The following is a 17495-nucleotide window of genomic DNA, read 5'->3' on the forward strand; positions in this document are numbered from 1 at the left end:
GCTATGTTTCAGGCCACAGCACGCCGATAGAGATGCCAGGTGGCGTGGCCCAGTACCGGCATCACGACGATCAGGCCCAGCAACATCGGGATCGCTCCGATGACCAGCAGCGCGGCAACGATGAATCCCCAGCTCAGGATGACGCCCGGATTGCGACGCAACACCCGTACGGATGTCACCACGGCGACCGGAACGCCCACTTTGCGGTCCAGCAGCAGCGGAAAGCTGACGACGCTGATTGCCAGGGCGACGAGGGCAAACAGAAACCCAACAGCATGCCCGAACAAGATCATGGTCCATCCAGCGGCGGTGGTGAACACTTGGGTTAGAAAGGCACCCAGCGACGCGGGCAGGTCAGGGCCGAGTGTCTGAACATAGATGCTCTGCGCGACCATCAGCCAGACCAGAAACAGCATGACCATGTAAAACGCCAAAGCCAGAATTGCACCCAGGGAAGGGGACCGGAACACGCCAAACGCATCCAGCCATCCAGCCTCGCCACCTTGTTCTCGTTTGCGGCTGATTTCGTACAGGCCAAGGGCGGCTACCGGACCCACAAGCGCAAAACCACCAACCAGCGGTGCCAGCAGTGGAACCATGTTTGTGTTCAGCCCAATTCCGAACATCAGAAAACCTGCGATCGGATAGATGAGCACCACGAATATCGCATCGGCCCTTGTATCCAGAAAATCGCTGTATCCTGCCCTCAGGCAGGCCCAAAGATCATCCATCGTCAGCGTACGAACCACTGGCAGGTGCCGTGTATCCGCGCTGCCGATATGGCTGATGTTTTCAGCTAGGTGATCCCCGGTTGCACCTATGTTCCGTGCCGCCCAGGTGATCGGATTGCCAATCGTTTTGTCCATTGCCGTCCCCTCCTGCATTGCGATGTTGCGCAGCGGGGTCAATCCGGCGACTTGTTGCTTTTGGCCGGACCAGCCAGCAACGCCTTGGGCATAGTATAGCACAAATTTTCGCGTTTGGGTTGCGCCTCGCGTAATCGTGTCGATTGCCCTGCGTCACAGGCATGTTAGCTTGGCCTGAGGCTAGAGGAGGACAACATGCAGAAAACGGCACGAACCGTCGTCATCCATGAACACGGCGGCCCCGAGGTTCTGAAGATCGAAGATCGCCCACTTGGTGAACCCGGCCCCGGTGAGGTTCGTATTCGTCATCATGCCTGCGGGCTGAATTTCATTGATGTATATCAGCGCACTGGGCTGTATCCGCTGGATCTGCCTCAGGCTTTGGGCATGGAGGCCGCTGGCGTGATCGATGCCGTCGGGGAAGGTGTAACGCATCTGGAACCCGGGCAGCGCGCGGCCTATGCTGCCTCTCCGCCCGGTGCCTATTGCGAGGCACGGGTCATGCCCGCCGCACAGGTGTGCCCGCTTCCGGATGGAATTTCTTTTGATGCGGCGGCGGCGATGATGCTCAAGGGGATGACAGTCGAATATCTGTTTCATCGAACCACACCGCTGAAACGCGGGGATACCGTGCTGTTTCATGCAGCTGCCGGGGGTGTTGGCTTGATTGCCTGCCAATGGGCCAAATCCGAGGGGATCACGTTGATCGGTACTGCCGGAACCGATGAAAAATGCAGTCTGGCGCAGTTCAACGGTGCCTCGCATTGCATCAATTACCGGACCGAGAACTTTGCTGAGCGTGTCGCGCAGATCACCAAAGGCAAAGGCGTAGACGCGGTGATGGATTCCATCGGGTCGGACACGTTTGACGGATCGCTCGACAGCCTGAAACCGCTTGGCATGATGATCTCGTTCGGCAATGCCTCGGGCCCGGTGCCTCTGATTGATATCGGTATTCTGGCCAAGAAAGGATCGCTCAAGATAACGCGGCCAACGCTCTTCACACATATTTCGGACCACGCGGTCTGTCAGGCCATGGCGCGGCGCCTGTTCAACAAGGTCGAAGGCGGCGAGGTCAAAATCCACATTGATCAGAGGTTCCCGCTGGATCAGGTGGCCGAGGCCCATCGCGCACTTGAGGCGCGCCAAACCACAGGCAGCACAGTTCTTGAACTGTAAATGAAAGGAACCCGGCGTTTGTGCCGGGTTCCGTCACTGTTTTCTTAGAACCGGTAGGTGGCGCGGGCCTGGATTGTGGTCGCGTCCACATCAATTCCGGTCGAATCGAAATCGTTGAATTCGTGATACAGGATTTCGCCTCCAACGCTGACATTGGGGGCGACAATCTGTTCATACCCAGCGCCGATGAACCAACCATCGTCACTGCCAAGATTGTCCGTACTCGCCTCGGCATAGCCCCCGATACCATATAGCAGCCCCACCGGAGTCACTTTGTATCCGGCGCGTGCTTTCAGGCGCCAAACGTCTTCGACCTCGACGCCGGGGGTCAGTTCAATGCTGGTCCAGTCATAGTCAAAGCCGCCACCGACAACCCAATCCCCCAGATCATAATCATATCCCAACACGATACCACCAATCGCGCCATCACCGTCGACGCCCGAAACATTGGTGTCGATATCGGCATAGCCGACCTGAAGGCCGCCGTAAAAGCCCGTCCAGTTGCCCGAGGATTGCGCCGAGGCGCCTCCGGTCGCAATAGAGGCGATAAAGGCCGCAATAAAAAATCTTCCTGTCATTCTGTTAACCTTTCTTTCGAATTGGTCTTCAGCAAACCTGTGCTGCTCATTTGTACGTGGTATTGCCAGGGCCCGGTCTGACGACCGGATCGCTGTTTTTTGGCTGTTTCCGTACCTGATTTCTGTGCCACTGCCTTGGGGCACTGGCCCGCGTTAATGGGGCTCGTTCCTGTTTGAACAATTAGGGCGAAAAATGGCGGTTTCAAATGACAATCGGCGGCAGGGTGAACTGCCGCCGATCCGGTGTTTTTCTTGGGCGGATTATTGCGCCTGCAATTCCGAAGGGCTCTTGTCGGCGATATCTTTCCAGTTGGTGTCGGCGCGCTCGTTAAAGCCGGGGATGTCGCCTTCCCAGCGTTCCTGAATATCTGCGGACAGATTCAGGTACAGCTTGTTGTCGACGATTCTCCAGTAGTTCGGGTCGCCGTCAAACTTGAAGCCCATCGCGGTGCCGAATGCGCAATAGCCACCATATGCGGGCAGGTAGGCATCGGGGTTTTCTTCAAACGCGACTTTGTTTTCTTCCGAGGCAAAGCGGTACAAGGCTTCGTTGTGCAGCGCAGTGATGCGGTAATCGCCCTTGGTGGCTTCGCCAGCGGTGAAGTAAGCGACCGGGTCATAGCCCTGTAGCGCCAGACCGGTCGAACTTGCGTTCAGTTCGACGCCTGCAGCCAGAGTTGAGCTTGCGATGGCAACAGACAGCGCGACGCCGCCGATAAGGGATTTGATCTTGTTCATTGTTTTCACCTTTCGTGAATCGAGCTGCCGGGGGATTCCGTAATTGAGTCTGGGCAACCCTGATTGTTTTGTTCCGTGCGGTCGGTAATTGGCCGCCACGACCCCGAAGTGGGCAGCGTATTGATCACGTTCAAAACAACTAAAGGTGATTGTGTGCTGGCAAACGGATCCTGTGCATTTCCGCTCAGGATCCTTGGGTGCGCGTATCAGTAAGGATTAGGGTTCTACCCGGAACCGGCGGGGTTCCAGCCAGCCGATGACCGGCTTGCGACTTGCGGCATATCCTGCAACCGAACGTTCCAGCCGATCCGCGAGAACGGGCAACCGGCTGACAGGAACCTTCGGGAACAGATGGTGTTCGCGGTGGTAGAACATCAGATAGGCCAGCCGCGCCAGCACCCCGCGCTGACTGCGCGCGGCAACGCCACTGTCATGCGTGCCCTGATGGGTTATCCAGACCGCAAACAGGGCGGCAAGGCATTGGGCTGTGCTCATCGCAGCCACGTGCAGCAGCAGGGTTTGCGATCCGCTCAGCACAGCAGCGGCGATCACGGCAAGCACCAGCCCCCAGTCGATCAGGATGCGGCGACGGGCCTTGGCGTTGGCGACCCGCCAGGCCGCACGGTTGATGTCGAAGGGAAACCGGGGTCCGTATACCAAGACCTGCGCCAGGGTCATGTGCCCGCAATTCCCCTCGCAATCGCCCGGACCCATGGCGTGTTTGTGATGCAGCAGGTGGCATTGGCAGAAAGCGTGATTAGAACCCAACATAAGCGCGCTGAGCACATGCATCACCAAGGAATCCTGCCGCCGCGACAGCCCGAGATTGCCATGGATCGCTTCGTGGTTCAGGCGCAGGGCGCACAGAAAGAACAGAAAGCTGGCCATAGCACCAAGTGGCCAGAGGGCAGTACTGTAGAGCGTCAGAGAAAGCAGCAGCCAAGGCAGCGGCAGCATCAGTTCCTTGATCTTGTCCCAGCGGTTCAGGGGAACCAGGTCGGCCCATTGGATGCCTTTCGGGGCGCGTTCGGGCGGGCGTTTGGGCTGGATCATGTCATGCTCCTTATTACATCATATTCTGAGATTTCTGTATTGAAAGAAATTTGAGGATAAAATTTTTAGGGCGACTTGTCTCCTTGTCCCTTTGGCAGCAGCCGGGCGATGCGTCCACCAAGTTTGACGATTGCCAGTTGAACGCGGCGAGGTAGACGGTTCACATCGACATACCAGTCGTCGAACATTTGCATGGTCTCTAACGTCTCATCAATCCGCTGGCGCACTTTGGGCGAGGTGCCGTCATTCTGAGCCTCTTGGGCAACGATACGCAGCGCGGCCAAGGTGGGCGCATATTCACGTTCGCGGCGGCCTTCGACCACAGCTTTGGTCAGGTCAAACATGTCCCGGATCGAATGAAAGTGATCGCGCCGGTCACCCAGGCTTCGGCTGGCTTTGATCAGCTTCCAGCCTTGCAGTTCCTTCAGCCCGGTCGAGACGTTCGAGCGGGCCAGCCCGAGCGTTTCACAGATCTCATCTGCAGTCATCGGTTCGGGCGAGATGTGCAATAGCGCGTGGATTTGCGCGACCGAGCGGTTCACACCCCACTTGGTACCCATTTCCCCCCAATGGAGGATAAAGTCGCGCATGGATTCAGTAAGGTGCATGATTGTATCCAGTAATTTCTGTAATAACAGAAATTACAGATAGAAATGATTCGATCAAGAACCAATTAACTCATGCGGATATCAGGTCTTGGACCCGATCCTGGGTTCGGTGCCAGCTTTGATGCGCGAGATATTGGCGGCATGGCGCCAGTACACAAGCAATGTCAGGACGATTCCCAGAATAAACGTCGACCCGTCACTCAAAACCATGACCCAGGTTGTAGACAGGGACGCTGCTGCAAGGGCCCCAAGCGACGAAATCCGCCAGATGGCAGCGGCCACCAGCCAAGTTATGCAGCAGGCAATGCCCACGCCCCAGTCAAGCGCTAGCCAGAGGCCCAGAAAGGTCGCGACACCCTTGCCACCTTTGAAGCCCAACCAGACTGGAAAACAGTGGCCCAGAAACGCGGCCAATGCGGCGACCTGTACGGCGTCTTCCCCGGCCATGGCACGGGCGAGCAAGACGGCAGCGGCTCCTTTACCGGCGTCAAAGATCAGAGTCAGCGCGGCGGCGGCCTTGTTGCCGGTGCGAAGTACATTGGTCGCCCCAATATTGCCCGACCCGATATCGCGCAGATTTCCCAGTCCCATCACCTTGGCGATGATCATGCCAAAGGGGATCGACCCCATCAGGTATCCAATCGCGGCCCAGAGGATCAGCTGGGTCATCGTACTGTCGATCAGGGGCATCAGGGTCTCCGGTAAACTTCTTGGCCTGCCACATAGGTTGCGGTGACCTTACCTTGCATCCTCTGGCCGTCAAATGGCGTATTCTGCGATTTGGATCTAAGCGTGAACCGGTCCAGCACAAAGGGCACATCCGGATCGAACAGAACCAGGTCGGCCGGCGCGCCCTCAGACAAGCGACCACTGTCCAGACCCAGTCGTTTAGCTGGGTTCAGAGCCATCGCGCGGAACAGAGTCGGCAAGTCCAGTTGATCAGAATGGTACAGGCGCAAAGCCGCAGGCAGCAAAGTCTCCAGCGCCACCGCGCCCGAGGCCGCCTCTTCAAACGGGAGGCGTTTGCTTTCTTCGTCCTGTGGCGTGTGCATGGAACTGATCGTGTCGATCAGACCTGCCCGCACCGCTTCGATGACAGCCTGCCGGTCATCTTCCGACCGCAGCGGAGGTTTGACCTTGAAGAAGGTGCGATAGTCGGCCACGTCCAGCTCATTCAGCGTCAGATGGTGGATCGAGGTGCCAGCAGTGATGTCCAGCCCGTTCCGCTTGGCCCGTTCCAGCGCGGGCAGGGCGCGGGCGGTGGTAATCTGATCGGCGTGATAGGCCGCACCGGTCATTTCCAGCAACGCAATGTCGCGGTCCAGCCCCATACGCTCGGCCATTGGGGAAACGGCGGGCAATCCGCGCAAGGCGGCGAATTTGCCGCTGGTGGCGGCGGCGCCAGCGCTCAGCCCCGGTTCCTGAGGGTGGGCGATCACCAGCGCACCGCAGGATTTCGCATAGGTCAGCGCGCGGGTGAACACTTTGGTATCTGCAATGACATGATCACAGTCGGTAAAGGCGACGGCACCGGCATCCAGCAGAAATCCGATCTCGGTCATCTCGCGCCCTTCGCGCCCTTTGGTCAGGGCCGCCATGGGCAGCACGTTGACCGGGGCATCCGCCTGTGCGCGCCGGGTCGCAAATTCCAGCGTTTCCGGCGTGTCCACGGCGGGTAAGGTATCGGGGCGCGTCACGATCGTGGTCACACCCCCTGCCGCCGCCGCCAGGCCTGCGGATTTATAGCTTTCCTTGTGCCGCTCGCCCGGCTCGCAAACCTTGACGCCGAGATCGACTATGCCCGGTGCCAGGCAATGCCCGCCGCAGTCGATGACCTGCGCGTCAATCGACGGGGCCGCACCTTCGCCCTTGGCCACGATACGGCCATCAGCCACATGCACCCATCCCGGTGCGTCCGCGCCAGTTTCGGGGTCGATCAGGCGGGCGTTGGTGAAGATCAGATTGCTCATGCCATGGCCCTTTCAATAGCGGTTTTGGTAGCAGCGGGATCTGCCTGATACTTGATCAGGTGCTTGTCCCCGCCTTTTGTGACGATTTGAACAAAGCTACCCATGGTTTTGACAGCCTCGATCTGGTTCAGCGCCACTTTGCGCGGGCCAGGGCCGGTCAGAGTAGTGTCTGTCATTTCCCACGCGGCCGTCAGCTCTTCTGAGGCCAGATACCACGCACGAATGCCGATTGCAGCAAGGCCCGCTGGCGCGCCGGTCCACACATAGGGATTACCGATCAGCCAAAGGATGATCATGGCCCCTGCCATAGCCGCGGCTGCCATCCACGTGTTGGTGCGGATATAGGCCCCTTTGTCGGGTGGGAAAGTCACAGGATCAGCCATAGGGCACCTCCGATAACCAGAAGGATCAGCAGCACCAGAACCGCAGAGCCCATGCGACGCGGTCTGTCATTTTGCGGTGCGGATTGCGGCGCCGAATACGGTTTCGCGCTTTCCGTCTCAATCCGGCCACCTGCCCAGCTTGTTGCTTCTTCGGTGTAGAGGCCGATCAGGCGCAGCCTGCGGTCGGGGCGCAAAGCGGCTGCACGACCGCGAAATGCGGCGCTGTGGACCACCAGAACCCAGCCGTCAATCGCATCCAGCGCTGTGTGGTCCAGCTGATCTGCGGACACGTCGCAGCCCTCGGTCAGATAGCCATAGAGGCCAAGGTCTTCGAGGTCCGAGACGGGAAAGACGTCAACCTGTTCGGGATCCAGCCCCGCTACCCCTAGAATCTGATCGGCGGCTCCGGGTTCGCGCAGAAACTTGGCCTCTTCCGGGCGCATGTCGAGTGCGAACAGGCGGATAACGCCGTGTTCATGGGATGCGACGACCAGATCGCTCATGCGGCCTCGCGCAGATTGCGGGCCAGCAGTTCCATCGCAGCCATGCGGACGGCGACACCCATCTCAACCTGCTCCTGAATGACCGAGCGGTTGATATCATCGGCTAGCGTTCCGTCAATCTCGACCCCGCGGTTCATTGGGCCGGGATGCATTACAATGGCATCGGGTTTGGCCTGCGCCAGTTTGGCGGCATCCAGCCCGTAGCGATGATAGTATTCACGTTCCGAGGGGATGAACCCGCCATCCATCCGCTCTCTCTGAAGGCGCAGCATCATCACGACATCGACGTCTTGAAGGCCTTCGTTCATATCGTCATAGATCTCGGCTCCAAACTCGGCAAATTGGCTGGGGACCAGCGTTGGTGGGCCGATCAGGCGAATGCGGTTTTCCATCTTGCCGAGCAGGATCAAGTTCGACCGCGCCACGCGGGAATGGGCGACGTCGCCGCAGATCGCGATGTTCAACCGGTGCAGGCGACCCTTGGCGCGGCGAATGGTCAACGCATCCAGCAGCGCCTGTGTCGGGTGCTCATGCCGCCCGTCGCCTGCGTTCAGTACGGCGCAATTCACCTTCTGCGCCAACAGATCAACCGCGCCGGAATGCGGGTGCCGCACCACCAGAAGGTCGGGATGCATTGCGTTCAGCGTCATCGCCGTGTCGATCAGCGTCTCACCCTTTTTGATCGAGCTGGCCTGCATTGCCATATTCATCACATCCGCACCCAGCCGCTTGCCTGCCAGTTCGAAACTGGCCTGAGTACGGGTCGAGTTCTCAAAGAACATGTTGATTTGCGTCAGCCCGGCCAGCACATCCGAGTGCTTGTTCGGTTGCCGGTTCATCTCGACATAGGTCTCGGCCAGATCAAGAATGGCAGTAATATCGGATTGGGACAGGTGCTCGATGCCAAGAAGGTGACGATGGGCGAAACGCATGGGCGGACTCCTGTCTGACAATCGGCCCGCTTATAGAAAGCCGCGCCGCGCAAGGCAACCTTGGGATCAAGGCGTTAGGGCAGTTTCTCGCATCCGCCTTCAGGCAAACACTGCTCGCCGGGTTTGCACCATTTGCCATAGCCGCAGTCGACGGCCTTAACCGGGACACATCCCTGATGGTCCGAGCATTTGAATCCAGGGCGACATTGCGATCCGGTTTTCTCGCACAAGAACCAACCAGGCTGTGCGCATCCTCCGCCTGGCAGGCAGGATGATCCGGCCGCACAGGTCAAGCCGTCGTCACAGGTGATGGGGCTGCCGCTGGTGGCTGAATCCGGGTCGAATTCGGGGGTGTTTCGCTGGCATTCCCCGCGCGCGTTGCAAAAGCTGTCGCCGGGGCAGTCCAGACGCGTGGTGCATGCGTTGGCTCCTTTGGGTGCGCAGCGTAGACCGCCTGCCACGCAGCGCTCGAACGGGCCGCAGCTGCGGCCGCCGCCGCAATAGGTTCCGCCCAGCGGGATGCAGTGGTTGTCAAAGCTGCATCTCTGCCCGCCGGAACAACAGCGGCTGCCACAGGCGAACTGACCCGCGCGGCACTGGTCGTTACGGTCAAACAGCTGCGCCGAAACAGGCCCGCTGGCCATGGCCAACAGCGCCCAAATTGAGAGGATTCGAAACAGGATCAGCATGATTGCCCCAATGGTCGGTGCGACCGAGCGCGCAATCAAGGCCAATTCGCTTTCCCTCGGTCAAAAGGAGGTTAGATTGAGGTCTATGGAATCGGCTTTGGATTATCACACAGCGCGGGCTCTGCTGGATTGGCAGATTGAACTGGGCGCGACGGAAGCGATCGGGGATGCCCCGGTGGACCGCTATGCGTTGCCCGACACCGCGCCCAAATCCAAAAAAGCCGCCGTGGCGCAAGCGGCGCCGGAAAAGCCCAAGCCGGTCGATGCGTTGGCGATTGCCGATTCAGTCGCCAAGACTGCTGGATCGCTGGACCAGTTGCGCGCTGCGATGGATGCGTTTGATCATTGCGAGTTGAAACGTGGCGCGCGCCAGTTGGTGTTTGCCGACGGGACGCCGGGTGCTCGGGTGATGATTATAGGCGAGGCTCCGGGCCGGGATGAAGATCGCGAGGGCAAGCCCTTTGTTGGCCGGGCCGGGCAGTTGCTGGACAGGATGTTGTCCGCGATTGAGCTGAACCGTGCCGAAAACGTCTATATCACCAATGTTCTGCCCTGGCGGCCCCCGCAGAACCGGGATCCCAAGCCCGAAGAGATCGGCATGATGAAGCCGTTTCTGGAGCGCCACGTCGCATTGGCCAAGCCCGAGGTTCTGGTCGTGATGGGCAATATCAGCTGTCAGGCGGTGCTGGGCAAACGCGGTATAACTCGGTTGCGCGGCCAGTGGGATCAGGCTTGGGGGCTGCCGGTCATCCCGATGTTTCACCCTGCTTACTTGCTGCGGCAACCGCCAATGAAACGGCAGGCCTGGGCAGATCTGTTGGAGTTGAAGGCCCGGCTGGAGGGCAAGTGATGCGCATCCTGGCCTTTTCCGACCTGCATATGGCGCGCAGTCGGGCGGTAGAATTGGTTGCCGCCAGCGCCGAGGCGGATCTGGTGATCGGTGCTGGTGATTTCTGCAATATGCGGCAAGGGCTGGATCAGGCGATGGAGATGCTTGCAGGCATTTCGGCCCCTCTGGTCCTAACCCCCGGCAATGCCGAAAGCGTCCAAGAGCTGACAGCGGCTGTGCCCGAAGGTGTCCACGTGCTGCACGGCACCGGGATGACTGTGGACGGGATGCGCCTGTTTGGTCTGGGATATGGTGTGCCGGTGACGCCTTTTGGCGGTTGGTCCTGCGATCTGACCGAGGCCGAGGCCGCCGAGTTGCTGGATCGGTGCGACGCTGCCGATATTCTGATTACGCATTCTCCGCCCAAAGGGCATGGCGATGTCACGTCGATGGGCGGCGCCGTCGGTTCGGTCGCGGTGCGCGACGCGATCGAGCGGGTGCAGCCGCAGCTTTCTCTGCATGGCCATATCCATGACAGCTGGGGGTATCGCGGGGCAATCGGGCGCACCCAGGTGGCCAATCTGGGGCCCAGACCAAATTGGTTTGAGCTGCATTGATGATCGAAACTGTGACCCTTCTGGCGTTTATACCGGCTGCGCTCGCTCTGAACCTCACACCCGGAGCTGATATGATGTTCTGCTTTGGGCAGGGCCTGCGCAAAGGCGCACGGCCCGCGCTTGCGGCCAGCGCCGGTATTTCTGCAGGGTCGATGGTGCATGTCCTGCTGGCTGGGCTTGGGTTTGGCGCGGCGGTATCCACGCTGCCCTGGCTGTTTGATGTGATCCGTTGGTTGGGGGTGGCCTATCTGCTGTATCTGGCCTGGCGTTCGATCCAAAACGGTGCTGTGCCGGCCGAGGCACTGGCACATAGCGGGAAACTTGCGTTTCGTGATGGGCTGCTGGTCAATCTCACCAATCCAAAGGTCATCCTGTTCGTGCTGGCCTTCATCCCGCAATTTGTGGACCCGGCCTTGGGGCCAATCTTGCCGCAGTTCCTGACCCTTGGCCTTATCATCGCGGTGGGCGGCTTTGTGGTGAACGGGATGGTCGGCATGTTTGCCGGTGGCGCGGGCCGAGTCTTGGTCTCGAACCCGCGTGCCTCGCGTTTCATGGGCTGGGTGACCGGAGGGATTTTTACGGCGCTCGCCATTCGGCTTGCGATTATGGAAAGGGCCTGACGTCATATGTCACGCATCGACGAAAGCAAAAAATTCATTCCAGTTCGGATCGCCGTCCTCACTGTCTCGGATACGCGGACGCTGCCCGAGGACCGATCGGGACAGACTTTGGTGGATCGGATTCAGGCGGCGGGCCATTTGGTCGCGGACCGCAAGATCCTTCCGGATGAGCGCGGCCAGATTGCAGAACAGCTGCGCGTGTGGATCGCAGATCCTGAAATAGATGCCGTCATCTCGACCGGGGGTACCGGCCTGACAGGGCGCGACGTTACAGTCGAGGCGCATCGGGATGTCTACGAGAAGGAAATCGACGCGTTCGGCACGGTTTTTACAATCCTGTCGATGCAAAAGATCGGCACCTCTGCCGTCCAGTCGCGCGCCACAGGTGGCGTCGCCGGGGGCACCTATCTGTTTGCATTGCCCGGCAGCCCCGGTGCCTGCAAGGATGCCTGGGATGGAATATTGCTAAAACAGTTCGATTATCGTCACCGGCCCTGCAATTTCGTGGAAATTATGCCCAGATTGGACGAACATCTGCGACGGAAGTAAGCTGGTTACACGTTCAAATGTGTATTACCGCTTTGTGGCTTGGCATTTTTCGGGGCAAAGCTACCTTTTGAAATGCTAGCCTGATGCGAACGGGGTGATAGTAAATGCGCTTTCTGAGGCAGAGCCTTGCCGGAGTTTTCCTGACGTCCTTGACGTTGGCACTCTTGTTTGTGGCGGTTCAGATGATCGCGGGTGCAGTGCAGGATGTTCTGACGCGCGAGGATGCCGCTCCGCAGGCGCGGGAGCGCATTTTTGCGGTTACTGTCCGGCATGCCGAAGTGGAAACCGTAACGCCTTATCTTGAAGCATTTGGTGAGGTGCAAAGCCGACGCCGCCTGGAACTGCGTGCAGCGCTTGGTGGCCGTGTGATTACCTTGTCCGAAGATTTCGAAGATGGCGGTGCCGTCACTGCAGGAGAGGTTCTGGTCGAGCTTGATCCGGCGGATGCACAATCGGCGCTGGATCGCGCCAAGTCGGACCTGCTGGATGCTCAGTTTGAGGAACGCGATGCCGAACGGTCGCTGCTACTGGCGCAGGATGAGCTGAACTCGGCCGAGGCGCAGGCCGAATTGCGGGGCCGTGCCCTGCAGCGTCAAAAAGACTTGAAAAGCCGGGGGGTGGGCGCGGCGGCATCCGTGGAAGAGGCGGAACTGGCCGAGGCATCGGCACAGCAATCTGTTTTGGCCCGGAGGATCGCGCTGGCACAGGCGGAATCGCGCGTCGATCAGGCAACGACTTTGCTGGCACGTGCCCGTATCGCGCTTGCGGCTGCCGAACGTGATTTAGAAGACATGACCATCCGCGCTCGGTTTGGGGGAACATTGACCGACGTGACTTTGGTTGAGGGTCGCCTGGTGTCAGCCAACGAAAAACTGGCCGAATTGGTTGATCCCAAATCACTTGAGGTGGCCTTTCGCGTCTCGACCGCGCAATTCGTGCGCCTGCTGGATGCTGAAGGGGATCTGATCAATTCCCCGGTCACTGTATCGCTAGAGGTTACAGGAGCCGATCTTGCGGCACAGGGCCGCATAAGCCGCGATAGCGGCTCGGCGGGAGAAGGGCAAACCGGTCGCCTGCTTTATGCCTTGCTCGAGGATACTTCGGGATTCAAACCCGGTGATTTCGTGACAGTCTCGGTTCAGGAACAGCCGCTTGAGAACGTGGTGCGCCTGCCGTCTTCGGTTCTGGATTCAGCAGGGACGGTTCTGATTCTGGGCAAGGATGACCGGCTTGAGGTTCTACCAGTGCAGTTGATCCGCCGTCAGGGGGATGAGGTGCTGCTGCGCGGGCGGGGGTTGGAAAGTCGCGAGGTTGTCGTTGGTCGAACGCCTCTGCTTGGGGCCGGTGTCCGGGTCAGGCCGCTGCGGGATGAGGCCAACGCAGGGGGCCAGACGGATATGGTCGAGCTGTCCGAGGAACAGCGTGCCCAGCTGGTGGCGCAGGTCGAAGCCAGTGATGCATTGCCTCAAGATGTCAAAGCCCGCGTGCTGGGCCAACTGGGCGAAGCCAAGGTTCCCGCGTCGTTGGTGCGCAGCATCGAAAACCGAGCCGGAGGTTAGGCGCGATGATGCGCGAAATTCCCGGCGCGGCTGGGGGGATACTCAGCTATTTCACGCGCCACAGGACGGTCGCCAACCTGCTGCTGCTAGTTATGCTGGTGCTGGGCGCGGCGGCCATCCCGAATATGCGGGCGCAGTTCTTTCCCGATGTGATCCTTGAACGGGTGGATGTCAGCGTTAGCTGGGATGGAGCTGGCCCTGAAGATGTTGATAATGGCATCGTTCAGTTGTTGGAGCCGGCCCTTCTGGCCGTTGAAGGCGTGTCCAGCACCTCTTCGACTTCGCGCGAGGGCACAGCCCAGATCCGGATGGAGTTCGAGCCGAACTGGGATATGTCTCGCGCGGTCGAAGAGGTCAGAACAGCGGTCGACAGTGTCACCAACCTGCCAAACGACGCTGATGAGCCGACCATCCGACGCGGTGCCTGGCGCGATCGCGTCACGGATGTTGTCGTCACTGGCCCTGTCGATCCTGAACAGCTGGCCAAGTTCACCGATGAGCTGATCAACCGTTTGTTCGCTGTTGGCGTGACCCGCACCACGATCCGGGGCCTCGCCGCGCCGCGCGTTGTAGTCGAGGTGCCCACAGCACAGCTGATCGCCAACGACATCACCCTATCCGAGATCGCCTTAGCCATCGCTGCCGAGGTCAACGCCAATCCGGCGGGGGATGTGACGGGGGCCAATGCGCGCATTCGCACCGGCACCGAAAAGCGCAGCCCGGAAGAGATCGAAGGGATTACGCTGCGCAATTTCGCGGATGGCTCAAAGCTGTTGATCGGTGACGTGGCGCAGATCCAGATTGAAGGTGTCACCAGAAATCGTAGCTATTTTGTTGGCAAGAATCCGGCAATGTCCGTTCGTGTGGATCGGTCAAATCTGGGCGACGCGATAGAAATTCAACACACGGTCGAAGATGTCGTCTCGCAGATGCAAGCCAGCCTGCCCGAGGGCGTAAAGGCCGAGCTGATCCGGACACGGGCGCAAGCGATCACCGACCGGCTGGATATTCTGGTCGATAACGGGCTGGTTGGGCTGGGTCTTGTGGTCTGCCTTCTGTTTCTGTTTCTGAATGCGCGGATTGCCTTTTGGGTTGCCGCGGGTATCCCGGTGGCAATGTCGGCGGCGATTGCGTTCATGTATATTGGCGGCCTGTCGATCAACATGGTGTCGTTGTTCGGCTTGATTATCACTCTGGGTATCGTCGTGGATGACGCCATCGTTGTGGGTGAACATGCCGATTTTCGCGCGCGACGGCTGGGAGAGCAACCAATGGTGGCCGCCGAACGCGCCGCACGTCGCATGGCGATGCCGGTCTTTGCTGCGACGCTGACCACGGTTATTGCCTTTTTTGGCCTGACTGCGATTGGTGGACGTTTCGGAGAGTTAATCCGCGATATCCCCTTCACGGTGATAGCGGTATTGATCGCCTCGCTGATCGAATGCTTTCTGATCCTGCCCAACCATATGGCCCACGCGATTGCGCACTCTGCCAAGGAACATTGGTATGACCTGCCGAACCGTGTGGTGAACAAGGGGTTTCGCTGGGTGCGCGATACGCTGTTCCGACCGCTGATCGCCTGGGTAATCTGGGCACGCTATGTGGTGGTGTCGGCGATGATCGTCATTCTGGCCAGCCAGATTTCCCTGTTCATCCGCGGGGACGTGAACTGGCGGTTCTTCAATGCGCCCGAGCGTGGATCGGTTACAGGCAATTTTATCATGGCCGAGGGCGCAGGCCGCGCGGATACGTTGGCCATGATGCACCAACTACAGGCCTCAGTAGAGGCGCTTGGCCAACGCTATGAAGAGCGGCACGGGCGCAACCCCATTGATTACGTGCTGGCCGAGATCGGGGGATCCGCGGGCCGTGCACTTTCGGCAGCGGATGGCAAGGACACGGATTTGCTGGGCGGGATTTCGATCGAGTTGATAGATGCCGACCTGCGCCCCTATTCGAGCTTCGAGTTTGTCGGAGAGTTGCAGGAAATGGCGCCAAGCCATCCCAAACTTGAGCTGCTCAGCTTCAGGGGCTGGCGGTCTGGTCCGGGAGGAGATGCGATTGACGTGCAGCTCTACGGCGCCGATGTGAACACGCTTAAAACGGCTTCCGAGGACTTGCAGGTCGCGCTTTCGAAATACCCTGAGGTTTCAGCGCTGGAAGACAATCTGGCCTATGACAAGGAAGAATACATTTTGGATCTGACCGCGCAGGGACAGGCGCTGGGCTTTCGGATCGAAACATTGGGCCGGGTGCTGCGGGACCGTCTGAACGGGATCGAGGCCGCGACCTTCCCGGATGGCCCGCGCAGTGCCGAGATCCGGGTTGAATTGCCTGAAGGAGAACTGACCGCCGATTTCCTGGAACGCACACTGATGCGCACGCCAGATGGGGTCTATGTCCCGTTGGCCGATATCGTTTCGGTTCAGCGCAAATCCGGATTCTCGACCGTGCGGCGTGAAAACGGGCTGCGGGTGATTTCGGTCTATGGCGATATCTCCGAGGATGATCCAACACGCGCGGCCGAGATCGCCCGTGCGATGAGCGAGGAAATTCTGCCCAATATCGCAGCCACACGTCAGGTCGAGTGGACCATGGCAGGTCTGAGCGAGCAGGAAGAAGAGTTTCTGTCCGAAGCCCGTACCGGTCTGATCCTGTGCCTGACAGGCATCTATCTGGTGCTGGCCTGGGTCTTTGCCAGTTGGACCCGACCATTGGTGGTGATGGCGATCATTCCGTTTGGTTTGGTCGGAGCCATTTGGGGTCATTATATCTGGGAGGTTCCGCTCAGCATGTTCACGGTTGTTGGTCTGCTGGGGATGACCGGAATCATCATCAACGACTCGATTGTTCTGGTGACGACGATTGACGAGTATCAGCAGACTCGTGGGCTGGTGCCGTCCATCATCGAGGGGACATCGGACAGATTGCGGCCAGTGATGCTGACGACGCTGACCACGGTTCTGGGCCTGACCCCACTGTTGTACGAAGGATCGCAGCAGGCACAGTTCCTCAAACCGACCGTGATCACGCTGGTCTATGGGTTGGCGTTTGGGATGGTGCTGGTATTGCTGCTCGTTCCTGCCCTGCTGGGGATCCTGAACGATCTGTCGCGGCCAATGACGGCCATGCGTCGCGCAATTCGGGCGCCGGATCGTGTGGTGCAGGGGGCGCTTGTTGTCACCGGGTTTGCCTTGATGCTCTGGTTTGCGTTGACGATGATCTGGCCTGCGGTGACCGGGTTTCCACCGGGCCTTGTTTCGGGGCTTTATGCCGGGCCAGAGGGCCCCTCAATCCTGCGGATGGGGTTAGGAGCTTTTACTGCCGGCGCCACGGTGATTCTGGTGGTGAGCATTGTTTTGTCGGGCCTGTTGTACGCCCGTCTCAAAGGACGCACCGCCTAGCCCTGACGCAGGGCGGTTTCCAACAGGTTTGAGACTCGGTCGCTCATGGGCAGTGCTCCTTGTCGGATCAAGTCCAGTGGGAACCAGCGTGCATCCATTGCGTCATCCCCCGCAACCGGTTGCCCGGTCTGATACTGGCAGGCCACGCCAACCAACAGGTAATGAGACAGAACCGCGCCATGAGCGTCGCGGCGCAACAGGTCCAGATTGTCCAGATACCGCAACGGCTCGGCAATCACCGAGGTTTCTTCGCGCAGTTCCCGCTGTGCTGCCTGCAGGACGGTTTCGCCCCATTCCACATGGCCGCCGGGAAAGCCCCATAGCCCCTTATCCGGTTGCTTGCTGCGCTGAACCAGAAGGACGTGCCCGTCATGAATGACGACCGCAAGCGCACCGATTTTCGGAGTTTGCATCATGG

At 59.4% G+C, this 17495-nt stretch carries 19 protein-coding genes; 7 read left to right on the forward strand and 12 right to left on the reverse strand.

All coding sequences use genetic code 11. From position 1 onward, the window contains the following. Window positions 1-8 precede the first annotated feature (8 nt). Entirely contained in the window at window positions 9-866 is an 858-nt protein-coding gene (locus tag FN806_RS06615) for a DUF2189 domain-containing protein (protein ID WP_142635334.1), read from the reverse strand. A 195-nt stretch (window positions 867-1061) separates the two neighbouring features. Here FN806_RS06615 and FN806_RS06620 point away from each other — a divergent pair, with 195 nt between their 5' ends. Beyond that, window positions 1062-2045 carry a quinone oxidoreductase family protein gene (locus tag FN806_RS06620; RefSeq protein WP_142635336.1) on the forward strand — a complete coding sequence of 328 codons (984 nt, stop codon included), beginning with the start codon at window positions 1062-1064 and terminating at the stop codon, window positions 2043-2045. Window positions 2046-2089: 44 nt separating this feature from the next. On the opposite strand, the gene FN806_RS06625 is transcribed toward FN806_RS06620, so the two are convergent. The 10 genes from FN806_RS06625 to FN806_RS06670 form a co-directional block, all read right to left on the reverse strand. Beyond that, complete coding sequence (locus FN806_RS06625; RefSeq protein WP_142635338.1) at window positions 2090-2623, reverse strand: outer membrane protein; 534 nt, start codon at window positions 2621-2623, stop codon at window positions 2090-2092. A gap of 261 nt (window positions 2624-2884) precedes the next feature. Next, window positions 2885-3361, reverse strand: a complete 477-nt coding sequence (locus tag FN806_RS06630; RefSeq protein ID WP_142635340.1) for a YHS domain-containing (seleno)protein — start codon at window positions 3359-3361, stop codon at window positions 2885-2887. Between the two features lie 216 nt (window positions 3362-3577). Next, the gene (locus tag FN806_RS06635; protein WP_142635342.1) at window positions 3578-4414 is read right to left on the reverse strand and encodes a fatty acid desaturase; all 837 of its coding nucleotides are present in this window, start codon (window positions 4412-4414) and stop codon (window positions 3578-3580) included. Between the two features lie 65 nt (window positions 4415-4479). Further along, window positions 4480-5022 (reverse strand): GbsR/MarR family transcriptional regulator, encoded by a 543-nt coding sequence (locus FN806_RS06640; protein ID WP_142635344.1) that lies wholly within the window; start codon window positions 5020-5022, stop codon window positions 4480-4482. Between the two features lie 81 nt (window positions 5023-5103). Then, on the reverse strand, window positions 5104-5712 hold the full coding sequence (gene plsY, locus FN806_RS06645; RefSeq protein WP_142635346.1) for a glycerol-3-phosphate 1-O-acyltransferase PlsY: 609 nt from the start codon (window positions 5710-5712) through the stop codon (window positions 5104-5106). Continuing rightward, entirely contained in the window at window positions 5712-6992 is a 1281-nt protein-coding gene (gene pyrC / locus FN806_RS06650; protein ID WP_142635348.1) for a dihydroorotase, read from the reverse strand. Before pyrC ends, plsY begins: the two co-directional genes overlap by 1 nt. After that, window positions 6989-7375 (reverse strand): hypothetical protein, encoded by a 387-nt coding sequence (locus FN806_RS06655; protein ID WP_142635350.1) that lies wholly within the window; start codon window positions 7373-7375, stop codon window positions 6989-6991. The genes pyrC and FN806_RS06655 overlap by 4 nt, the downstream gene beginning before the upstream one ends. Beyond that, window positions 7360-7878 (reverse strand): hypothetical protein, encoded by a 519-nt coding sequence (locus FN806_RS06660; RefSeq protein WP_142635352.1) that lies wholly within the window; start codon window positions 7876-7878, stop codon window positions 7360-7362. The genes FN806_RS06655 and FN806_RS06660 overlap by 16 nt, the downstream gene beginning before the upstream one ends. Further along, window positions 7875-8810, reverse strand: a complete 936-nt coding sequence (locus FN806_RS06665) for an aspartate carbamoyltransferase catalytic subunit (protein ID WP_142635354.1) — start codon at window positions 8808-8810, stop codon at window positions 7875-7877. Before FN806_RS06665 ends, FN806_RS06660 begins: the two co-directional genes overlap by 4 nt. 74 nt (window positions 8811-8884) lie before the next feature. Beyond that, the gene (locus tag FN806_RS06670) at window positions 8885-9544 is read right to left on the reverse strand and encodes a scavenger receptor class F, member 2 (RefSeq protein WP_246097178.1); all 660 of its coding nucleotides are present in this window, start codon (window positions 9542-9544) and stop codon (window positions 8885-8887) included. Between the two features lie 40 nt (window positions 9545-9584). On the opposite strand from FN806_RS06670, the gene FN806_RS06675 reads away from it, so the two are divergent. The 6 genes from FN806_RS06675 (at window position 9585) to FN806_RS06700 (ending at window position 17077) form a co-directional block, all read left to right on the forward strand. Next, on the forward strand, window positions 9585-10349 hold the full coding sequence (locus FN806_RS06675) for a uracil-DNA glycosylase (protein ID WP_142635941.1): 765 nt from the start codon (window positions 9585-9587) through the stop codon (window positions 10347-10349). Further along, window positions 10349-10945, forward strand: coding sequence for a metallophosphoesterase family protein (locus FN806_RS06680; protein WP_142635356.1), 597 nt, complete (start codon window positions 10349-10351; stop codon window positions 10943-10945). Before FN806_RS06675 ends, FN806_RS06680 begins: the two co-directional genes overlap by 1 nt. Then, window positions 10945-11565: a LysE family translocator gene (locus FN806_RS06685; RefSeq protein WP_142635358.1), complete on the forward strand. Its 621-nt coding sequence runs from the start codon at window positions 10945-10947 to the stop codon at window positions 11563-11565. Before FN806_RS06680 ends, FN806_RS06685 begins: the two co-directional genes overlap by 1 nt. Before the next feature lie 6 nt (window positions 11566-11571). Then, window positions 11572-12114, forward strand: coding sequence for a molybdenum cofactor biosynthesis protein B (moaB, locus tag FN806_RS06690; protein WP_142635360.1), 543 nt, complete (start codon window positions 11572-11574; stop codon window positions 12112-12114). Between the two features lie 104 nt (window positions 12115-12218). Then, window positions 12219-13673, forward strand: coding sequence for an efflux RND transporter periplasmic adaptor subunit (locus FN806_RS06695; protein ID WP_142635362.1), 1455 nt, complete (start codon window positions 12219-12221; stop codon window positions 13671-13673). Between the two features lie 5 nt (window positions 13674-13678). After that, window positions 13679-17077, forward strand: a complete 3399-nt coding sequence (locus tag FN806_RS06700; RefSeq protein WP_142635364.1) for an efflux RND transporter permease subunit — start codon at window positions 13679-13681, stop codon at window positions 17075-17077. Here the strand turns inward: FN806_RS06700 and FN806_RS06705 are convergent. Further along, the gene (locus tag FN806_RS06705) at window positions 17074-17490 is read right to left on the reverse strand and encodes an NUDIX hydrolase (protein WP_342781995.1); all 417 of its coding nucleotides are present in this window, start codon (window positions 17488-17490) and stop codon (window positions 17074-17076) included. The genes FN806_RS06700 and FN806_RS06705 overlap by 4 nt on opposite strands. Window positions 17491-17495: the final 5 nt, after the last annotated feature.

This window comes from Ruegeria faecimaris (genome assembly GCF_900182615.1).
Classification (GTDB): domain Bacteria; phylum Pseudomonadota; class Alphaproteobacteria; order Rhodobacterales; family Rhodobacteraceae; genus Ruegeria; species Ruegeria faecimaris.

Coding starts and splice junctions, on each gene's coding strand:
- FN806_RS06700 (WP_142635364.1), top strand. CDS start 13,679: ATGATGCGCGAAATTCCCGGCGCGGCTGGGGGGATACTCAGCTATTTC.
- pyrC (WP_142635348.1), bottom strand. CDS start 6,992: ATGAGCAATCTGATCTTCACCAACGCCCGCCTGATCGACCCCGAAACT.
- FN806_RS06630 (WP_142635340.1), bottom strand. CDS start 3,361: ATGAACAAGATCAAATCCCTTATCGGCGGCGTCGCGCTGTCTGTTGCC.
- FN806_RS06675 (WP_142635941.1), top strand. CDS start 9,585: ATGGAATCGGCTTTGGATTATCACACAGCGCGGGCTCTGCTGGATTGG.
- FN806_RS06685 (WP_142635358.1), top strand. CDS start 10,945: ATGATCGAAACTGTGACCCTTCTGGCGTTTATACCGGCTGCGCTCGCT.
- moaB (WP_142635360.1), top strand. CDS start 11,572: ATGTCACGCATCGACGAAAGCAAAAAATTCATTCCAGTTCGGATCGCC.
- FN806_RS06660 (WP_142635352.1), bottom strand. CDS start 7,878: ATGAGCGATCTGGTCGTCGCATCCCATGAACACGGCGTTATCCGCCTG.
- FN806_RS06640 (WP_142635344.1), bottom strand. CDS start 5,022: ATGCACCTTACTGAATCCATGCGCGACTTTATCCTCCATTGGGGGGAA.
- FN806_RS06695 (WP_142635362.1), top strand. CDS start 12,219: ATGCGCTTTCTGAGGCAGAGCCTTGCCGGAGTTTTCCTGACGTCCTTG.
- FN806_RS06680 (WP_142635356.1), top strand. CDS start 10,349: ATGCGCATCCTGGCCTTTTCCGACCTGCATATGGCGCGCAGTCGGGCG.
- FN806_RS06620 (WP_142635336.1), top strand. CDS start 1,062: ATGCAGAAAACGGCACGAACCGTCGTCATCCATGAACACGGCGGCCCC.
- FN806_RS06625 (WP_142635338.1), bottom strand. CDS start 2,623: ATGACAGGAAGATTTTTTATTGCGGCCTTTATCGCCTCTATTGCGACC.
- FN806_RS06705 (WP_342781995.1), bottom strand. CDS start 17,490: ATGCAAACTCCGAAAATCGGTGCGCTTGCGGTCGTCATTCATGACGGG.
- FN806_RS06615 (WP_142635334.1), bottom strand. CDS start 866: ATGGACAAAACGATTGGCAATCCGATCACCTGGGCGGCACGGAACATA.
- FN806_RS06635 (WP_142635342.1), bottom strand. CDS start 4,414: ATGATCCAGCCCAAACGCCCGCCCGAACGCGCCCCGAAAGGCATCCAA.
- FN806_RS06665 (WP_142635354.1), bottom strand. CDS start 8,810: ATGCGTTTCGCCCATCGTCACCTTCTTGGCATCGAGCACCTGTCCCAA.
- plsY (WP_142635346.1), bottom strand. CDS start 5,712: ATGCCCCTGATCGACAGTACGATGACCCAGCTGATCCTCTGGGCCGCG.
- FN806_RS06655 (WP_142635350.1), bottom strand. CDS start 7,375: ATGGCTGATCCTGTGACTTTCCCACCCGACAAAGGGGCCTATATCCGC.